The organism is Solirubrobacter pauli (assembly GCF_003633755.1).
GTDB classification, from domain to species: Bacteria; Actinomycetota; Thermoleophilia; order Solirubrobacterales; family Solirubrobacteraceae; genus Solirubrobacter; species Solirubrobacter pauli.
Window position 1 is genome coordinate 1,570,265 of sequence record NZ_RBIL01000002.1, and the last position, 18,468, is coordinate 1,588,732.

The window sequence follows — 18,468 nt, forward strand, 5'->3', positions numbered from 1 at the left end:
ACAGGCAATAGGAGGAAAGATGCGCGCAACGCGCATTGCGGTTCTGGCCGCTGTCGGCGTGGCCGCGGCCGGGGCGACCGGGGTCGCCGTCGGGCAGTCGGGGCCCGACAAGAGCGCTTCGCTCAAGGCTTCGGTGGACATCTCGAAGCCCAAGAACATCATCCTGTTCATCGGCGACGGCATGGGTGACTCCGAGGTCACCTCGGGCCGCTACTACGCCAAGGGTGCTGCCGGGCGCCTGAACATGGACTCGCTGCCGTTCCGCGGCGACGTGACGACCTACAACGTCGGGCCGGCGGCCGCCGCGCCGTACCCGCCCAACTACGTGCCGGACTCGGCGCCGACCGCCGCGGCGTGGTCGAGCGGCATCAAGACGCTCGACGGTCGCCTCGGCCAGGGCCCGAGCTCGGGCGTCACCGTCCCGGGCACGAACTACGAGACCTACATGGAGATCGCGAAGAAGCGCGGTCTCTCCACGGGCAACGTCTCCACCGCGGAGATCACCGACGCGACGCCGGCGGGCCCGTCGGCGCACATCTCCCAGCGTGGGTGCCAGGGCCCGAACGACACGCGTTCGTCGTGCCCGACGGAGACCAAGGCGGCCGGCGGCCTCGGCTCGATCGCCGAGCAGCAGGCCGACAACCAGTTCGACGTCGTGCTCGGCGGCGGCCGCGCCCGCTACGCGCAGCCGCTCGAGCCGGGTGGCACGAAGAACGTCATCGACTACGCCAAGGAGAAGGGCTACAAGTACGTCGCCACCGAGGCGGAGATGAACGCGGTCGGCACGCTCGCCCCGGGTGAGCGCCTTCTCGGCCTGTTCCACGACTCCAACATGACGACGGAGTTCCAGCCCCTGATCGCGTCCGACACCGGCGCCGGCTCGGCCACCACCAAGTGCCAGCCGTCCAACCGCGGCACCGAGCCCACCCTGGCCGAGATGACCGACAAGGCCATCAAGCTCCTCGAGGGCAACCAGAAGGGCTTCGTGCTCCAGGTCGAGGGCGCCTCGATCGACAAGCGTGACCACGCCTCCGACGCCTGCGGCCAGATCGGCGAGCTGATCGGCATGGACGACGCCCTCGGCGTCGCCCAGGAGTTCCAGAAGTCCCACCCGGACACGCTGATCATCGTCAGCGCCGACCACTCCCACACGAGCCAGATCATCGGCCCGACCACGGTCCCGCGCGGCCAGTACACGACCCTGCAGACCGCTGACGGCGCCCCGATCCGCATCTCCTACGGCACCGCCGCGATCACCGGCTCCCAGTCCCACACCGGTGCCACCGTCCCGGTCTTCGCCTCCGGCCCCCGCGCCGCCGACGTGACCGGCACGATCGACCAGACCGCGCTGTTCCCGATCCTCACCAACACCCAGACGGGCACCGGCCCGGCGACCTCCACCCCGGTCGGCGGCGACGTCGGCGGCTCCGTCCCGGCGACCCTGGCGCTGACCGTCTCCGGCGCCGCCTCGTTCCCGGCCTTCGTCCCGGGCGTCGCGAAGGACTACGTCGCCGGTCCGCTCACCGCCAACGTCACCTCGACCGCCGGCCTGGCCACCCTCACCGTGGCCGACGCCGGCACCACCAACCCGGGCACGCTCACCAACGGCACCTTCGCCCTGGCGCAGCCGCTCCAGGCCCGGGCCAAGGACGGCGCCTTCGCCGCCCTCGGCGCCACCCCGACGACCCTCGTCACCTACACCGGCCCGGTCGCCAACGACGCCGCGCCGATCGAGTTCAAGCAGTCCATCGCGAGCAACGAGCCGCTGCGGACCGGCACTTACGCCAAGACGCTCACGCTCACGCTGTCCACGACGACGCCGTAGCTCGGGCGTCGCTTCGTCGCCGCGTCGCCTCGATTCGGGGCGGCGCGGCGGCGCCGCGCTCCTCGTCGGCGCCGCGCTCCTCGCGTCGGTGCCGCAGCCTCGCGTCGGCGCCGTGGCGCTCAGCCCAGGTGGCGCGCCGCGGGTCCTGCCCGCGTCGGGAAGCACGCCGCCTAGCGCCGCGGCCGGTGCGCTCTTGTGCGGGTGAGCGGCTCCGCCGGATTGCGGCCGGGCGCGGGCCGCGCGCGTCCCGGGCTCGAGTTCGCCGCGCGAACGTCAAGTTTTGTACCTATGCAGTCGGTTTCGCGACGTTCGCGTGCCGGACGCCGCGCGAGTGTTCACTTTTCCACCTGTGCGGTGCGAAAGTGCACGCTCGGTGCGGCTGAGCCCGCGGGCGCGGGTTGGCCCCGCGCGGGGGCTCGCCGGCCCCAGCCGGCCTGACCAGCCCAGAGCACGCCGGCCGCGGCGGGTCAAGCGGCTCGCCGCGAAGCGCGAGTTGCTTGACGCGACGCCCGACGGTGTGCTCCCCGAGCGCGGCACGACGAACCAGCCCGTCGCGCGTTGACCGCCACGGCAGCGACGGCTGTGCGCCGGCGAGCCGGTGCACGCGCTCGGAAGTAGTGGCGCCGCCGACACCGCGCCGCGCCGCGCCGCGCCGGTAGCGAGCGGCAACGCGCCAGCTCGACGAAACCGGCTAAAGGTCCGCGGACGACCTGCCGATAACAAGGATTAGACCGCCCGCCGAGGCGGTTTTCGCGTTTCTGGGGCTAGAACAAAGTCTCCTGCTTCAGCGGGCGTGGCGGGAGCGTCGGAAGCAGCGGCGGCGGTTGGCGGAGGCCTCCGCGGTGGCGGCGGAACGGGTCCATGCCCTCGCGCGGCTTGAGCCACGGTGCGCCGGCGGCCAGCTCGATCTTGTGGCGCTCGGGCGGTGAGAGGCGCGAGCCCTTCGCGTAGAGGCGCTCGTAGCGAGGGACGAGGTCTGGGCGGTAGTCGCGGAGCCAGTCCATGAAGATGCGGCGGACCGCGGTGGACAGGAACAGCGTCTGGCCGCCGATGTAGGTGGCGCCCGCCTCGGTGGCCAGCTCGACGATCTTCTCGACCTGATCGGGCGCGTCGTTGATGCCCGGGATGAGCGGGGCCATGAGGACGCCGGTCGGGATGCCGTTGCGGTTGAGCTCCGCGACCGCCTCCAGGCGAGCGCGGGGGTGCGGCGTGTGCGGCTCGGTGGCACGCCACGCCTTCTCGTCCAGGGTCGGGACGGACAGGCAGGCGCTGATGTCGGAGACCGCGGCGATCTCCTGCATCAGGTCCAGGTCGCGCAGCAGCAGCGGCGACTTCGTCAGGATCGAGCACGGGTTCTCCGCGTCGCGCAGCGCCTCCCAGATGCCGCGCATGAGCTTGTAACGGCCCTCGACCCACTGGTAGGGGTCGGTGTTCGTGCCGAGCGCGACCGTCTCCCCGGTCCAAGACGGCCGGCGCAGCTCGGCGCGGAGCACCTCGGGCACGTTGACCTTGACGACGATCTCGCGCTCGAAGTCCCGCCCCGCGTCCAGCTCGAGGTACTCGTGGGTCGGCCGGGCGAAGCAGTTGTGGCTGACCACGCCGTTGGCGATGAAGTCCCCCGTGCCGGTCGTGATGTCGAACATCGGCATGTCCACGCCGAGCGGCTCGATCGACGTGACCCGCAGCGACCCCGGGAACTTCACGGCGCGGCCGTCGATCGTGCACTTGCGCCGGATCGCCGGCGCGACCGTGTGGAAGAACCGCAGGTGCTCGGCCGCCCCGCCCAGCAGGCGAAGCGTGCTCGCGTCCTCCGAGACGGAGTGGAAGCCGAGCACGCGCAGGCTGTCAGCCGCCCTGCGGAGCACCGCCGGGTCCGAGTTCGCGAGCCGCAGGGCTTCGCCGCTCGAGCCGTCGGCGTCGAACACGCCCGCCAGGAAGCCCTTGCACCACTCCTGGCTCGGGTCCCACGGCCACGCCAGCACGTGCCGCATCGACTCGCCCGACGGTCGGTCGACCCGCATCTCGCGGTAGCCGGCGACCGCGGCCGCGCTCATGGTGAGCCCGAGCTCGGCGAGGTAGAGCTCCACGCGCTCGAGGGCCTCGCGACCCGCCGGCGTGAGCCGGAACAGATGGTCGTCGCCGTGGACGGCGCCGCACAGGTAGCCGCGCCGATAGTCCGCGTCCTCGACCGGCGCCGCGGCGAACTTGCCGACGCCGCCGATCCGGTCACCCACCTGCAGGACGGGACGCTGGGTCCGCGCGACCACGCCGCCCAGGATGCGACGGCGGGAGACCGCGGACGCGGCCTCGGCGAGTGCGACGCCGCTGTCCGAGCCCGACGGACGGGGACCGCGAGCCTCGGCCGCGCCGTACCCGCGCCTCGGGACCGCGCCGGACGCATCGGCCACCCAGCGTCCCGCGACCGCGCCGGACCCACCGGCCGCCCCGCGCCCCGGGGCCGAGCCGGACGCCCCCGCCGCAACCGCGGCCAACGCACCGTCCGCGTGCGGCACGGTGCCCGTGCCGGGCACGGAGAAGGCGCCTGAGGCGAACCGAGGTCCGCTGGCCGAAGCCGAAGGCGCCACGCGGCCGCCGACCGTCACGGTGCGGTCAGCGGCCGCGAGGCCCGGGCCCGCGACGGGGCCACTGACCGTGGCGGGCCCGGCCTCGGTGCCGGCGGTGACGTAGCGCCAGCCGCGGCGGGTGAGGAAGCGGTGGTCTCCGCTCGCCACGAGCTCCGTGCCGTCCTCGAGGGAGACGCGGTAGGCGGGCTTGAGCGTGGACCAATGCGCAAGGACCTCCGTGCGCACGAAGCGGCGGGTGCGGCCGACGCGGCGGGTGCCGTAGATGCGGTCTCCCGGACGGAGGTCGGCCAGAGCGCGTGTGCGGCCGTCCGCCAGCAGGATCTCGGTATCTCCCGCGAGGCAGTAGACGCACGCGTGCGAGCAGCCGCGGTACGGGTTGACGGTCCAGTTGAAGGGCAGCCGTGAGGCCGCCGGGACGCGGTTGAGCGCCGACTTGGTGCGCACCTCGTGGAAGCGCATGTCCAGCGCCTCCGGCGCGTCGAACCGGCGGACCACCGTGTCCCCCAGGCCGGGGAGCTGCCCGGCGTCGTCTCGCTCGATGACCTGTGATGACCAGCGCACGAACACATGTTCGCACGGGGGCCGGATGGAATGGCGAACGCCTGTTCTCAGCCGGTGGGCAACAGGCTATAGAGGACCGTGTCGCGGCGTCCGCCCTTGAACGGCAGGTGCGACCGGAGCAGGCCTTCGCGCCTGAACCCGCACCGCTCGGCGACCCGTTGGGACGCGTGGTTGTCCGGCCCGCAGGTCAGCTCGAGGCGTGCCACGCCGAGCTCGCCGAAGGCCCACCGCGCCAGCAGGCGGACGGCGTGCGTCGCGGCGCCCCGACCGCGAGCCGCGGGTGCCAGCCAGTACCCGACCCCCGCGCGGCCCTCGACGAAGCCGTAGAGCGAAGCCCCGCCGAGCACGGCGTCGTCCGCGTCGACGACCGCGAAGTCGATCTGCTCACCCCGGCGGCGCGCCGCCTCGAGCTGCACCTGGTGCTCGCGAACCGACGCCTCGTCCAGCGGCGCCCAGTCCGAGAACCGCTGGAACACCGGGTCGTGGAACGCAGCCAGCTTGACCGGGACGTCCGCGCCACGCCAGGGGCGCAGCGCGACGACCTCGTCGGCGAGCGGCGGCGACGGCCATGGCAGCTCGGCCATGGCCCGAACGCTACGCCACGCGCGAGAGCAGCGACTCGCTGCCCGTCAGGGACTGCGACGTCGCCGTCGCGATCTCGACGGCGACGATCTCGCCCGGTGCGGCGAGGCCGTCGAAGTTGACGACCTTGTTGTGCGTGGTGCGCCCGCGCAGCTGCGCCGGGTCGTACCGCGACGGGCCCTCGACGAGCACGTCCAGGGTCCGCCCGACGAAGCGCTGCGCACGCTCGCGGGCCCGCCGCTGGACGGCCTCCACCAGCCGCTCCATGCGCTCGACCTGCTCCTCGTGGGGCACGAACTCGTCGACGAACTCCGCCGCCTCGGTGTCCCGCCGCGGCGAGTAGATGAACGTGAACGCGCCGTCGAAGCCGACCTCCTCGACGACCTCGAGCGTCTCCACGAAGTCCGCCTCGGTCTCCCCCGGGAACCCGACGATGATGTCGGTCGTGATCGCGCAGTCCGGCACGTGCTCGCGGATCAACGCGACCCGGTCCAGGAAGCGCTCGCGTCCGTAGGTCCGCCGCATGCGCTTGAGCACGCGCGAGGAGCCGGCCTGCAGCGGCAGGTGGATGTGCTGGCAGACGCTGTCGAGCTCCGCGTGCGCGAGGATCACGTCCTCGGTCATGTGCGCGGGGTGCGGGCTCGTGTAGCGGATGCGGTCGATCCCGTCGATCGCGTCCACGGCCCGCAGCAGCTCGGAGAACTTGCGCGGCTCCGGGCGCAGGCGCGTGCCGTAGGAGTTGACGTTCTGCCCGAGCAGGGTGACCTCGCGCACGCCCTCGGCGGCCAGCTGGCGCACCTCGTCCACCAGCTCCTCGAACGGCCGCGAGACCTCGCGGCCGCGCGTGGACGGCACGATGCAGTACGAGCACTTCATGTTGCAGCCAGCGCTGATCTGCACCCACGCGTGGACGTCCCGCGCGCGCTTGCCGGGCAGATGGCCGGTGAAGCCCTCGAACTCGAAGAAGCCCTGGGCGGTGAGGCTGTCGCTGGTCAGGAACTCGGCCAGCTTGTGCACCTGGCCAGGGCCGAAGGCGACGTCCACGAACGGGTAGTCGCGGAAGACCTGGTCCTTGACCGACTGCGCCCAGCAGCCGCCGACCCCGATCACCCGCTCGGGGTCACGCCGCTTGAGCGCGCGGGCGTCGTACAGGTGGCTGACGAACCGCTCGTCGGCCTTCTCGCGGATCGAGCACGTGTTGAACAGGATCAGGTCCGCTTCCTCGCGCACCGACGCCTCGGCGTACCCGAGTGACTCGAGCATGCCCTTCATGCGCTCGGAGTCGTGCTCGTTCATCTGGCACCCGAAGGTGGTCACGTGGAAGCGCTTCATGTCGGCTAACGAGCGTAGTCGGTGGCCCGGGATTCCCGGATGACGGTGACCTTGATCTGGCCGGGGTACTCGAGCTCCTGCTCGATCTCGCGGGCGATCGAGTGGCTGAGCAGGACGGCGCCGTCGTCGTCGAGCGTGCCCGGCACGACCATCACGCGGATCTCGCGGCCGGCCTGCATGGCGTAGACCTTGTCGACGCCGTCGTGGCGCGTGGCGATCTGCTCGAGGTCGCGCAGGCGCTTGACGTACTGCTCCAGCGACTCGCCGCGGGCGCCCGGGCGGGCACCGGAAAGCGCGTCGGCGGCCTGGACGATCACCGCCTCGACGGTCTGCGGCTCGACCTCGTTGTGATGGGCTTCCATCGCGTGCGCGACCGCCTCGGACTCGCCGTGGCGGCGGGCCAGGTCGCCGCCGACGAGCGCGTGCGGGCCCTCGACCTCGTGCGAGACCGCCTTGCCGATGTCGTGCAGGAGCGCGGCGCGACGGGCGGTCTTGGGGCTCGCGCCCAGCTCCTCGGCCATCATCGCGGCGAGGTGCGCGCACTCGATCGAGTGCGCGAGGACGTTCTGGCCGTAGCTCGTGCGGTACTTCAGTCGGCCGAGGATGCGGATCAGCTCCGCGTCGAGGCCCTGGACGTTGGACTCGAGCGCGGCCTGCTCGCCCGACTCGACGATGTGCGACTCGAGCTCGGACTTGGCCTGGTAGTAGGTCTCCTCGATCCGCGCCGGGTGGATGCGGCCGTCCTGCAGGAGCTTCTCGAGCGTCATGCGGGCGATCTCGCGGCGGACGCCGTCGAAGCCGGAGAGGATTACGGCGTTGGGGGTGTCGTCGATGATGAAGTCGACGCCGGTGAGGTGCTCGAGCGCGCGGATGTTGCGCCCCTCGCGGCCGATGATGCGGCCCTTCATGTCGTCGGCCGGGAGCTGGACGACGGACACCGTGGTCTCGGCGGCGTGGCCGGCGGCGAGGCGCTGCATGACGACCGCGAGGATGTTGCGGACGCGGCGGTCGGCGTCGCGCTTGGTCTCGTCCTCGATTTGGCGGACGAGGCGTGCGGAGTCGTGGCGGATCTGGTCCTCGAGCTCCTTGAGCAGGAGCTGCTTGGCCTGGGACGCGGAGTAGCCGGACGTGCGCTCGAGTGCCTTGACGTGGCGCTCGTGGGCCTCTTCCGCCCGCTGCGTGTGCTCGGCGAGGACCCGCTCGCGCTCGTCCAGCTCGGCGGCGCGGGCCTCGAGCGCCTCCTCCCGGGCGACCAGGCGCTCTTCGAGGCGCCCGATCTCCTGCCGGCGGTTGAGTGCGTCGTCCGTCTCGGCCGCGCTGGCGGCGGTCTCGGCCGGCCCCGCGGTGCTCCGCGGCCCGGCGGACGCGGTGCTGCCCGCGGCCGCGAGCCCAGGGGCCCGTCTGACCAGCAGGAGTGCCGCGACCACCAAGCCGACCGCGAGCACGGTGGCCGCGATCACAGTTTCCATTTCCAGTGTCCTCTCTCCGTACGCCGCCCTGCAGGGCGCGGCGAGATCCGATGCTTCGATTTCGTGAGGCGGCAGATCGGGTCGGCCCGGGGGTCCCGAAGCGAGGGATCAGCATGAAGACGGCCGCGATCCGGCCGTCGCGTCAGATGGCGGTCAGTGAGAGTGTTCGAAGGGTCCGCAACGGGCACCGGAGCCCGCTCGGTGGGCGTTCTCGCCCGGGTTGTTGCGTGGTGGCCGTCAAGACTGAAGCTGCTGGATCACACGTGAAATTGGCTGATTTGCTGCTGGTTTCAAGGGGTCCGTGCGGACCCGGTCTGTCGCTGCGGCGGATCGTAGTACCGCCGGTGGTCGCGTGCAACGCGCGACTGACCGCTGTCAGCGCTCGACCGGTGAGCGCAGGTCAACCTTCGACGGCAGACGCCGCGTGGCGGCGCAGCGCGTCGTGCGCCAGCTCGAGGTCGAACCCCTTGCGCACGAGGAAGCCGAGGGCCTTCTCACGGTCCCGCGGCTGCTCCGGCGGGACCGGGTAGCGGCGCGCGAGGAGCGCCGTGGCCGCCGCGAGCTCGTCGTGGTCGCCCGCCGCGAGCGCGGCGGCGATGTGCCGGCGGTCCACCCCGAGCTCACGCAGGCGGCGCTCGATCCGGTCGGCGCCCCAGCCGTCGAGGTTGCGCCGGTCCTCCGCGAAGCGCTGCGCGTAGCCCGCGTCGTCGACGTAGCCGCCGGTACGCAGCTCGTCGAGGACCTCTTCGACCAGCGCCGCCTCGACGTCGTTGCGCTCGAGCCGAGCGCGGACCTCGGCCTCGGTGCGCTCGCGACGGGCGATGAACCGCCACGCCGCGTTGAAGGCCTCCTCGCGGCGCTGCTCCGCGGAGATGGCGGGCGGCTCGGCCGCCAGGGCACCGAGCGACTCGGGCGCGAGCTCCGCGGCGAGGCCGTCGAGCGCGAGCTGGGAGTCGGCGGGCGCGGCGGCGGCAGGGCCGGCGGCCGCGTCGGCAGCGGGAGCGTCGGGCCCGTCGGCAGCGGGACCGGCCGGCTCGTCGGCACCGGGACCGGCGGACTCGGCCGGAGAGGCCGCGACGGGGTTGGCGGGCGCGGCCGGGGCCGACGGCTTGGCGTCGGCGGAAGAGGTGGGCTCGCCGCCGCGGGACGCGGCGGCGAGGCCCGGAAGGGCTGCGCCGGGCGACTGGTCCGTGTCGGCGGACCGGTCGCCCTGCGGGGTTGCGGGGCCCGTAGGACCCGCGGCGCTGCCCATGCTCGGAACGGCTCCTGAGCGCCTAGGCGCCGACGAGGGCCGCGGCCTTCTTGGCGTCGCCCTCGATCGGCTCGACGAGGTCCTGGTTGACGCCGAGGACCTCGTAGACCTTGCCCTCGATCTCCTTGGCGACCTCGGGGTTGTTGTCGAGGTAGGCCTTGGCGTTGTTGCGGCCCTGGCCGAGGCGCTCGCTGCCGTAAGAGAAGAACGAGCCCGACTTCGAAACGATCGAGTGCTCGAGCCCGAGGTCCAGGATGCAGCCCGCGGTGGAGATGCCGCGGCCGAACTCGATGTCGAACTCCGCCTGGCGGAACGGGGCGGCGACCTTGTTCTTGACGACCTTCACGCGGACGCGGTTGCCGACGGCCTCGGTGCCGTCCTTGAGCGTCTCGATGCGGCGGATGTCCAGCCGCTGGGAGGCGTAGAACTTCAGCGCGCGGCCACCCGGCTGGGTCTCCGGCGAGCCGAACATGACGCCGACCTTCTCGCGGATCTGGTTCGTGAAGAGGCAGAGCGTCTTCGTGCGGTTCAGGTTGCCGGCGAGCTTGCGCATGGCCTGGGACATCATGCGGGCCTGCAGGCCGACGCTCTGGTCGCCCATCTGGCCCTCGAGCTCGGCACGCGGCGTCAGGGCCGCGACGGAGTCGACCGCCACCACGTCGACGGCGCCGGAGCGGACGAGCATGTCCGCGATCTCGAGCGCCTGCTCGCCGTAGTCGGGCTGCGAGACCAGCAGCTCGTCGATGTTGACGCCGATCCGCTGGGCGTACAGCGGGTCCATGGCGTGCTCGGCGTCGATGAACGCGCACACGCCGCCCAGCTTCTGGGCCTCGGCGATGATGTGGTAGATCAGCGTGGTCTTGCCGGACGACTCCGGGCCGAAGATCTCCACGATGCGACCGCGCGGGATGCCACCGATGCCGAGGGCGAGGTCGAGCGACAGCGCGCCCGTGGGAATCGCCTCGCACTTCACCTGAGCACCGGGATCACCCATCTTCATGACCGAGCCCTTGCCGAACTGGCGCTCGATCTGGGACAGGGCGCCCTGCAGGGCTGTGTCTCGTGCCTTCAAGGGGTCCTGGTTGCTCATGGCCAGCAAACTACGAGCAGCATCGGACGGACACGAACGTCTGTGCGCTTTTGGCACACAAAAGAGGCACTTTCGTGTCAGTCCGTGGGCAACGTGAACCAGAAGGTCGAGCCGGCGCCCTCGACGCTCTCGAACCCCATCGTCCCGCCGTGCGCGATCACGATGTCGTGCGCGAGTGCCAGGCCGAGGCCCGTCCCGCCCACGCGCACCGCCTCCTCGCGCGCGACGCGGAAGAACTTCTCGAACACGCGCGCCTGCTGGCCGACCGGGATCCCGAGGCCCTCGTCGGACACGCTCACCCGCACCTGCTCGTCCGTGCACGACGCGTCGATCCGCACCGTGCCGCCGTCCGGCGAGTACTTGATGGCGTTCGAGAGCAGGTTCGCGACGACCTGCGAGATCCGCGAGCGGTCCCCCACGGCGATGACCGGCGACGCGCACGGCGACAGCTCGAGCGTGTGCGCCTCGCTCTGCCCGCCGAACACGGCCACCGACTCCGCCAGCAGCTCGCCCACGTCGAACGGCGCGAGCGTCAGCTGCAGCCGCTGCTCCTCGATCGTCTGCAGGTCCAGGAAGTCGTCGATCAGCGAGGACAGCCGCTTCGCCTCACGGTGCACCGTGCCGAGGATCTCCGCGCGCGAGCCCTCGTCCAAGGGCCGCGTCCGCAACAGGTCCGTGTAGCCGACCACGGACGCCAGCGGCGTGCGCAGCTCGTGCGAGACGGTCTGCATCAGCGTCGACTTCAGCTGGTCGACCTCGCGCTCGCGCGTCACGTCACGCAGCACCACCAGGCGCCCGATCCGCGCGCCGCGCTCGTCGTCGATCGGCGCGGTGTAGCGCTCCAGCACGAGCCCCGCGACCGCCAGCTCGTCCGCCGTCGGCTCGTCGGAGTCGGCGAGCACGGTCTCCCAGTTCTCGAAGTAGGCGTCGAAGTCCGAGGACGGCGACAGCCCGCGGTCGGCCCCGATCGCCGCGCCGATCGGCATCGCCAGCCGCCCGGCCAGCTCCTCCATCGCGGCGTTCGCGAACACGAGCTCGTGGTCCAGGCCGACCAGCGCGATGCCCTCGCGCACGCCGTCGAGGACGGCCGCGTTGACCTGCGAGAGCCAGCCCTGCTGGGTCAGCGAGTCGGCCTCGGCCAGCGCCGTCGCCGCCTGCCCCGCCAGCCGCAGCACGCTCTCGCTCTCGGCGGTCGAGAACCCGTCCGACGTCACGCCGCCGAGCGTCGCCACCCCGATCGAGCGCTCGCCGATCTGCAGCGGCACGTGCAGCTCCCACCGGACCTCGACCTCGCCGGAGAGACCGCGCACGCGGAACGAGGACGAGTCCAGCGCCAGCACGTCGCGCGCGCTCACGGCCCGCGCCACCGCGCCCTCGCCGCCCGCCGCGACGCGCTCGGGCAGGGACGCCGGATCGAGCCCGACCGCCGCCGCCCGCGCCCACCGCTCCGAGTCCCGCCAGGAACCGGCGTACAGCACGCCCACGTCCGCCCCGGCCGCCTCGACGAGCCCGGACAGCGCGATCCATGCCAGCACGCCGGTCTCCCGCTCGGACGCGAGCGAGTCGGCGAACGCGGCGTACACCTCCGCGCGCCGCTTCTGATCGGCGAGCTGCGCGGCGGTCGCCGACAGCTCGTCGCGTTGCGCCCGCAGCTCGTCGCTGGACGCCGACAGCTCCTCCTGGCGCTCCTCGAGCTCGATCGCCTGCATCTCGAGCTCGGTGTTCTGACTCTCCAGCTCGTCGCGCGACTGCTCGAGCGAGCGCGCCATGGCGTTGAAGGTCGCGCCCAGCCGGCCGAGCTCGCCGCGCCCCGACGTGGCGACCGTCGCGTCGAGGTCGCCCTGGCGCACCCGCTCGGCGGCGGCCGCGAGCTGACCCACCGGCCGCACGATCCGCCGCGCGACGTAGGACGTGACCAGGCCCAGGCCCAGCATGCATGCGATCAGGCCCGCGAAGGAGACGAGGAAGGCGCGGTCGGTCGCCTGGTCGGCGCGGTCCGCCTGGCGCGCCGACTGGTCCTGCTCGGCCTCGGTCAGCTCGGCGATGCGCGCCTCGACCGCGTCGGCGCGCGCGGTGCCGTCGGCCGCGCTCGCGAACGCGCGCCCCGCCGAGACTCCGTCCTCGCGCGTGCGCGCGATGACCGCGTCGGCGTAGTCGTTGATGTAGGAGAGCGCCTCGGCGCGGATCGTCTGCGCCCGTCGCAGCTGCGCGCGGTCGTCGTCCACGAGCGCCTCGAGGTCCAAGGTCGCGTCCGGCAGGGCGGCGCGGGCCTGGCGGTACGTCTGCAGCAGGTCCTCGTTGCCCGAGATCAGGTAGCCACGGATGTTCGTCTGGACCGCGAGCAGCCGTTGCTGGGTCAGGTTGCCGGCCGCGATCACGGACTGCGATTCGCGCGCCTGCCGTGCGGTCTTCTGCTGGACCGCGATCGCCCAGGTCAGCAGCCCGATGACGGTCGCCACCAGCACGACGAGGCCGAGCGAGCCGAAGATCGTGCGGCGCGTCACCCGTCCACCCGCTCGTAGGCGTGAGGCGCGATCGCGCGCAAGCCGAACGCGCCCGGGTCGACCAGGCGCTCGCTGCGGCCGAGCAGGAGCACGCCGCGGCGCGCGAGCGCGGCCACGAGGTTGCGGTAGAGCCGCTGCCGGGCCCCCGGGCCCATGTAGATGGCGACGTTGCGGCAGAGCACGAGCCGCCAGCGGCCGGGTGGCGGGCCATCCGTCACGAGGTCCCGCTGCTCGAAGCGCACGCGTGCCCGCACAGAGTCGGTAACGCCGTCGATGGCGCCGACTTGCGCCAGCGCGAGGTTCTCCTCCAGCAGGTCGCTCCCGAGCAGCAGCGCGCGCTCGAGGGCGCCGAGGCGCTCGAGCAGGAGCGCGAGCGAGTACAGCTCCGATCCGTCCGAGCAGCCCGCGGACCAGGCGCTGACCCGCGCGCCGCCCGCGAGCAGGCGCGGCAGCAGCTCGTGCTCGAGCAGCGCGAACTGGTGCGGGTCGCGTGACATCGCGGTGTGCGAGATCGCGATCGACCGCCGGAAGCGCCGCCGCTCGCCCGCGTCCGCGCGCAGGACCCGCGCCAGCGAGGCCGGGTCGTCGACGTCCAGGCGGCGGCACGCGCGAGCCACCTGCTCGTCGACGTGCTCATCCCGGAAGTTCGTCAGCGGCAGTCCGCTGACGCGCTCAAGCTCACCCACCGAAGCGGACCGTACCGGTGCGGAACCGTCAAAGCCCACACCGGATTCGAGAGTGTCAGCGCGCCAACGCGGGAAGCTCCGGAAGCCGCAAGCGAGGTTGCAGGACGCTCGCGGAGGCGGCGGATCCGCGCACCACGACGCGTTTGCCGCCGAGCGTGCCGGTCCATCCCCGCCGGGTGAGCCGGAGCGTGCCCTTGGCGGCCTGGGCGCCCGCGATGCGGAACGTGAGCGTGCGCGTCCCGCCGCCGCTCACGGTCACGCCCGTCACGGCCTGGTAGTCGCGCAGGCTGATCCGGCTGCCGCTCACGCGCCAGGACCCGCCGCGGAGGCCGCCCCCGCCCGTCGTCAGGGCGGTCGAGAAGACGCGGTCGAGGTCGGCGAAGGTGGCGATCACGCCCATCAGCGTGCGGCCGACCTTGCCCGAGTAACCCGGGACCGGCCGCAGGTCGCTCACCGCGACCGGCGCGACGGGACCGCCGGGCACGCCCGTCGGGACGCGCTTGCAGGTCTTCGGCGGCGTCTTGCCGTCGAGGAAGCGGGTGATCGCGCGCGCGGCGCACGAGCGCGGCTCGCTCACGGTCGAGTGGCCGACGCCCGGGATGACGATGCGGTACGCGCCGGGGATCCGGGCCGCGACGTTCGCCGACCACTCCGGCGCCGTGCGCAGGTCCTCGCCCCCCTGCAGGATCAGTGTCGGCGCCGTCGGGTACGGCGACGGCGGCGCGGTGGCCGGCGCGCGCGGCACGTCCGGCCAGCGCAGGCAGAGGTTGATCTCGTCCTCGACGACCATGGCCGGGTCGAACGGCGCGAAGGCGGTCGGCGCGAGCGTCCCCACGAGCTGCTGGACGAAGTCCGGGCGGTTCGCGATCGGCGTGCCCGCGGGCCACGGCAGCGGGGTCGTCTCGCACACGGTCGAGTAGCGCGCGACCGAGAAGTCCCGCGGGGAGCCGAGGCCCTCGAGTCGGCGCGAGTCGCGGATCAGGCGCGCGAGCAGGGCGCCGTCGCCGCGGAGCGCCGCCTCGACGCCCGCGGGGATCGAGGCGCGGAGCCCCGGCAGGTAGTCCGACACGAGCATCAGGTCGAACAGCGCGGTCGGCGTGATGCTGACGCGATGCGATCGACCGAGCGAGTCGTAGGCGAACGCGCGCAGCGGCTGCGTGCGCAGCTGGGCGACGAGCTTGCCGAGGTCCCCGCCCGGGTCCTGCGAGATGTTCCGGCAGCGGCTCGGGCACAGCGAGCGCAGCGACGGGCTCATCGCGCGGAACATGGCCGTCCCGAACGGGTCGGGGTCGTCGTAGTCGACGACCGAGTCGAGGATCAGCCGCTCGACGTGCTGCGGGAAGGTGCGTGCGTACGCGACGGCGAGCTCGGTGCCGTAGGAGATGCCGAACAGCGTGAGCTTCTCGACGCCGAGCTGCTGGCGGATCGCCTCCATGTCCTGGACGGAGTCGGGCGTCGTGTAGAAGCGCCGCGCCGGGCCGATCCGGTTCGCGCAGTCCTCGGCCGCGCCGGTGTCGCGCAGGTGCGGGTCCTTCTCCAGACGCGGGCAGCGCAGCAGGCCCGAGCGCCCGGTGCCGCGCTGGTCGTAGCCGATCAGCTGGTAGTCCTCGACGAGCGACGGGAGCGCGGTGCCGACGACGGTCAGCATCTCGCTCACACCCGCGCCGCCCGGCCCGCCGGACAGGTACATCATCGTCTTGCCGGAGGTCTTGCCGATCCGCGCGATCCGCAGGGGGACCGTGCCCGGGAGCGTGTTCGTCCGGTCGAGGGGCACGTCGAGCGTCGCGCAGCGGACGCCCTCGAAGTCGACGCAGGACCGCCACTGCAGGGCGGCGTGGGACGCACTCGGGAGGGCCAAGAGCGCCGCGAGGGCGAGCAGCGCCCCAAGGAAGAACCTCCGCATATGAGGGCTCAGCGTACCCGCTGGGTGACGAGCGGCTCGTAGCGCGCGCCGCGCGGATGGAGGCGGGACGCATAGAGCGTGACGGCCCGTCCGGCGAAGGCGATCGGCTCGAGGTCCAGCGGCGCGTCACGCGGCGAGCGGACGCGGGGCCGGAGCCGCGCGATCGTCACGTGCGCGCGGAAGGGGCGCGCCTCGGGCGTGTAGACGCCGGCGGCCTCCAGGCCCGCTGAGACGCGGGCCTGCAGCTCCGCGAGCGGGCCGTGGACCTCGACGGTGAGGACCCGCGCGCGACGCGGCGGGAGCAGGAGCACGTCGCCGAGGACGAGCTGCGGCGCGACGGACTCGGCGTGCAGGACCGGCGCGATCCTGTCCACGTCGCCAGGCGGGCGCGGCCCCAGGAAGGCGAGGGTGATGTGCAGCGCCTCGGGCGGGACGGGACGCCACACGTCGGGGTCGGCGGCCCGGCCGGCCGCGGCGAGGGCGTCGCGCACGTCGTCGGGGAGGTCGAGCGCGAGGAAGAGCCGCAGGGGCCGCGCCGCGTCGCCTGGCGACGAGGACGCGGCGGGCGACGAGGGCGCGGCAGGCGCGGCAGGCGGCGAGGGCGTGGCGGGCGCGCCGCGGTCCTCCCGCCCGCGCGCGCCTTCGGTCATCGCCGTTGCAGCAGCGCGTGGAGCATGTGCAGCGCGACCGTGGTCGTGCGGTCGCGCACGTCGGTGCGGGAGCCCGGGAGGCGCACCGTGCGCTCCTCCACGCCCCACGGGGCGGCGACGCTCAGGCAGACCGTGCCGACCGGCTTCTCGGGCGTGCCGCCGCCCGGGCCGGCGATGCCGGTGATGCCGATGCCGAGGTCGGCGCCGAACCGGGCCCGCGCGCCCGCCGACAGCGCTGAGGCCACCTCGGGCGAGACGGCGCCGTGCGCGGCGATCAGCTCCGCGGGGACGTCGGCGAAGGTGGTCTTGGCCTCGTTGGAGTAGACGACGACGCCGCCGAGCACGTAGGCCGAGGAGCCGGCGAGGTCGGTCAGCCGGCCGGCCATCAGCCCGCCCGTGCAGGATTCGGCGGTGGCGATCGTCAGGCCGGACAACAGCCCGGCGATCACCTCATCGATCGTGGCGCCGTCGTCGGAGAAGAGCACCTCGCCGTGCCGGGCACGCAGCTCCTCCTCGAACGCCGCGTACGCCCCAGCGGCCGGCTCGTCGTAGACGGAAGCCACCTCCAGCTCACCACGCCGCAGGCAGGTCGTGATCTCGAACGGCAGCGCGTCCGCGTCCAGCTCGCGCAGGGTCGCCGCGATCTGCGGCTCCGACAGCGGGAAGAAGCGCAGGATCCGCTGCTCGAGCGACCCCGCGGACGCGAGCAGCGCGCGCAGCGGCTCGGTCTCCACGGCGTCGCCCCACATCGCCTGCAGCTCACGCGGCGGCCCCGGCAGCACGGCCACCAGCGGCGACGCGCCGATCAGGAACCCGGGCGCGGTGCCGCGCGGCTCGAGCACGACGGCGCCGACCGGCACGTGCGCCTGCTTGCGCGCACCCGCCCGCATCGGGGCCTCCTCGCCGCCGATCCGCTTGCGCAGGCCGTTCACGATCGCCCAGATGCGCTCCTCGAGCGCCGGGTCGAGCTCCATGTGCGTGCCCGCCCAGGAGGCCACGACCTCGGCCGTCAGGTCATCCGCGGTCGGCCCGAGACCGCCGCTCGTCAGCACGAGGTCGACGTCCGAGAAGAAGTCCAGCGCGCGGCGAAGGTCCTCGGGCCGGTCGCCGACGACCACGATCTCGCGCAGCGAGACGCCCGCCTCGCGCAGCTGCTCGGACAGCCATGGCCCGTTCGCGTCCCGGATCAGCCCGGAGAGGACCTCCGTGCCGGTGACGATGATCCCCGCTCGGACGGTCAAGACGCGCAGAGCCCCGTGCGGACCGACTCCTTGAGCCGCTTGGGCTTCTTGCCCGGCCGCAGCTCATAGCCGATCGGCTGGCCGATGTTGGCCGCGGAGTAGCGCTTGCCGCCGTAGGTCATGCGGACCGAGCTGTTGCCCAGGTTGACCCGGAAGTACCGGGACCGGAACGTCTTGGTGCTCGCGCCCTTCTCGATGTACTCGCCATCGACCACCGCTTTCCCCGTCGCGTCGACCAGGCACACATAGACGCGCTCCGACGCGGTGATCTTCACGGACACGCGGGTCGGCGCCGCCTTCTTCTTCGACTTCTTCTTCGAGCCCGACGACGTCGACGCGGGCGTCGCGGTCGCCGTGGCGGTCGGCGTCGGCGTGCTCGTCAGGTTGCGCTCGGGATCGTTCTCATCCCCCAGCGCGCCCAGGAGGTACAGCGCACCCAGCACGATCACGATCCCGAGCCCGACGACGATGAACGGCCCGATCGACCGCCGCGGCCGCTGGCGCTGACGGCCGCCGCGCTCCCGCCGGAACGGCGTGAGATCCTGCGTCGTCGGCCGCTCGAAGCGCTGCCGGTACTCCTCCACGAGCAGGCGTGGGTCAAGTTCCAGGTACTCCGCGTACGTGCGCAGGAACGTCTTGACGAAGGTGGGCCCGGGCAGCAGGTCCCACTCCTCGTTCTCGAGGGCGCGCAGGTACTTGGCACGGATCTTCGTCGCCGCCTCGACCTCGGTCATGTCGATGCGGCGGCGCATCCGTGTCTCGCGAAGCGTCTCACCGATCTCCGGCAT

The 18,468-nt window shown here is 72.9% G+C and carries 13 protein-coding genes; 1 reads left to right on the top strand and 12 read right to left on the bottom strand.

What is annotated here, in order from left to right; genetic code table 11:
* The first annotated feature begins 19 nt into the window (after nucleotides 1-19).
* A complete protein-coding gene (locus C8N24_RS27040; protein ID WP_121256020.1) occupies nucleotides 20-1,825 on the top strand; it encodes an alkaline phosphatase in 1,806 nt (601 codons plus the stop codon).
* 764 nt (nucleotides 1,826-2,589) lie between these two features.
* Here C8N24_RS27040 and C8N24_RS34825 read toward each other — a convergent pair.
* The 12 genes from C8N24_RS34825 to C8N24_RS27100 form a co-directional block, all read right to left on the bottom strand.
* The gene (locus C8N24_RS34825) at nucleotides 2,590-4,971 is read right to left on the bottom strand and encodes a hypothetical protein (RefSeq protein WP_211340159.1); all 2,382 of its coding nucleotides are present in this window, start codon (nucleotides 4,969-4,971) and stop codon (nucleotides 2,590-2,592) included.
* Between the two features lie 47 nt (nucleotides 4,972-5,018).
* On the bottom strand, nucleotides 5,019-5,555 hold the full coding sequence (locus C8N24_RS27055; RefSeq protein ID WP_121256022.1) for a GNAT family N-acetyltransferase: 537 nt from the start codon (nucleotides 5,553-5,555) through the stop codon (nucleotides 5,019-5,021).
* Between the two features lie 10 nt (nucleotides 5,556-5,565).
* A complete protein-coding gene (gene miaB, locus C8N24_RS27060) occupies nucleotides 5,566-6,885 on the bottom strand; it encodes a tRNA (N6-isopentenyl adenosine(37)-C2)-methylthiotransferase MiaB (protein ID WP_121256024.1) in 1,320 nt (439 codons plus the stop codon).
* A gap of 5 nt (nucleotides 6,886-6,890) precedes the next feature.
* Complete coding sequence (rny, locus tag C8N24_RS27065) at nucleotides 6,891-8,354, bottom strand: ribonuclease Y (RefSeq protein ID WP_121256026.1); 1,464 nt, start codon at nucleotides 8,352-8,354, stop codon at nucleotides 6,891-6,893.
* 400 nt (nucleotides 8,355-8,754) lie between these two features.
* Nucleotides 8,755-9,606, bottom strand: a complete 852-nt coding sequence (locus C8N24_RS27070) for a regulatory protein RecX (protein ID WP_121256028.1) — start codon at nucleotides 9,604-9,606, stop codon at nucleotides 8,755-8,757.
* A gap of 22 nt (nucleotides 9,607-9,628) precedes the next feature.
* On the bottom strand, nucleotides 9,629-10,696 hold the full coding sequence (recA, locus tag C8N24_RS27075) for a recombinase RecA (protein ID WP_121256030.1): 1,068 nt from the start codon (nucleotides 10,694-10,696) through the stop codon (nucleotides 9,629-9,631).
* Between the two features lie 77 nt (nucleotides 10,697-10,773).
* Nucleotides 10,774-13,200, bottom strand: a complete 2,427-nt coding sequence (locus C8N24_RS27080; protein ID WP_170179456.1) for an ATP-binding protein — start codon at nucleotides 13,198-13,200, stop codon at nucleotides 10,774-10,776.
* A complete protein-coding gene (locus C8N24_RS34375; RefSeq protein ID WP_170179457.1) occupies nucleotides 13,197-13,886 on the bottom strand; it encodes a CheR family methyltransferase in 690 nt (229 codons plus the stop codon). The genes C8N24_RS27080 and C8N24_RS34375 overlap by 4 nt, the downstream gene beginning before the upstream one ends.
* A gap of 55 nt (nucleotides 13,887-13,941) precedes the next feature.
* Entirely contained in the window at nucleotides 13,942-15,789 is a 1,848-nt protein-coding gene (locus C8N24_RS27085) for an alpha/beta fold hydrolase (protein WP_121256034.1), read from the bottom strand.
* Nucleotides 15,790-15,797: 8 nt separating this feature from the next.
* Nucleotides 15,798-16,439: an RNA 2',3'-cyclic phosphodiesterase gene (gene thpR, locus C8N24_RS27090; protein WP_121256036.1), complete on the bottom strand. Its 642-nt coding sequence runs from the start codon at nucleotides 16,437-16,439 to the stop codon at nucleotides 15,798-15,800.
* On the bottom strand, nucleotides 16,436-17,680 hold the full coding sequence (locus C8N24_RS27095) for a competence/damage-inducible protein A (RefSeq protein ID WP_121256038.1): 1,245 nt from the start codon (nucleotides 17,678-17,680) through the stop codon (nucleotides 16,436-16,438). Before C8N24_RS27095 ends, thpR begins: the two co-directional genes overlap by 4 nt.
* Nucleotides 17,677-18,468 carry a helix-turn-helix domain-containing protein gene (locus C8N24_RS27100; protein ID WP_121256040.1) on the bottom strand — a complete coding sequence of 264 codons (792 nt, stop codon included), beginning with the start codon at nucleotides 18,466-18,468 and terminating at the stop codon, nucleotides 17,677-17,679. Before C8N24_RS27100 ends, C8N24_RS27095 begins: the two co-directional genes overlap by 4 nt.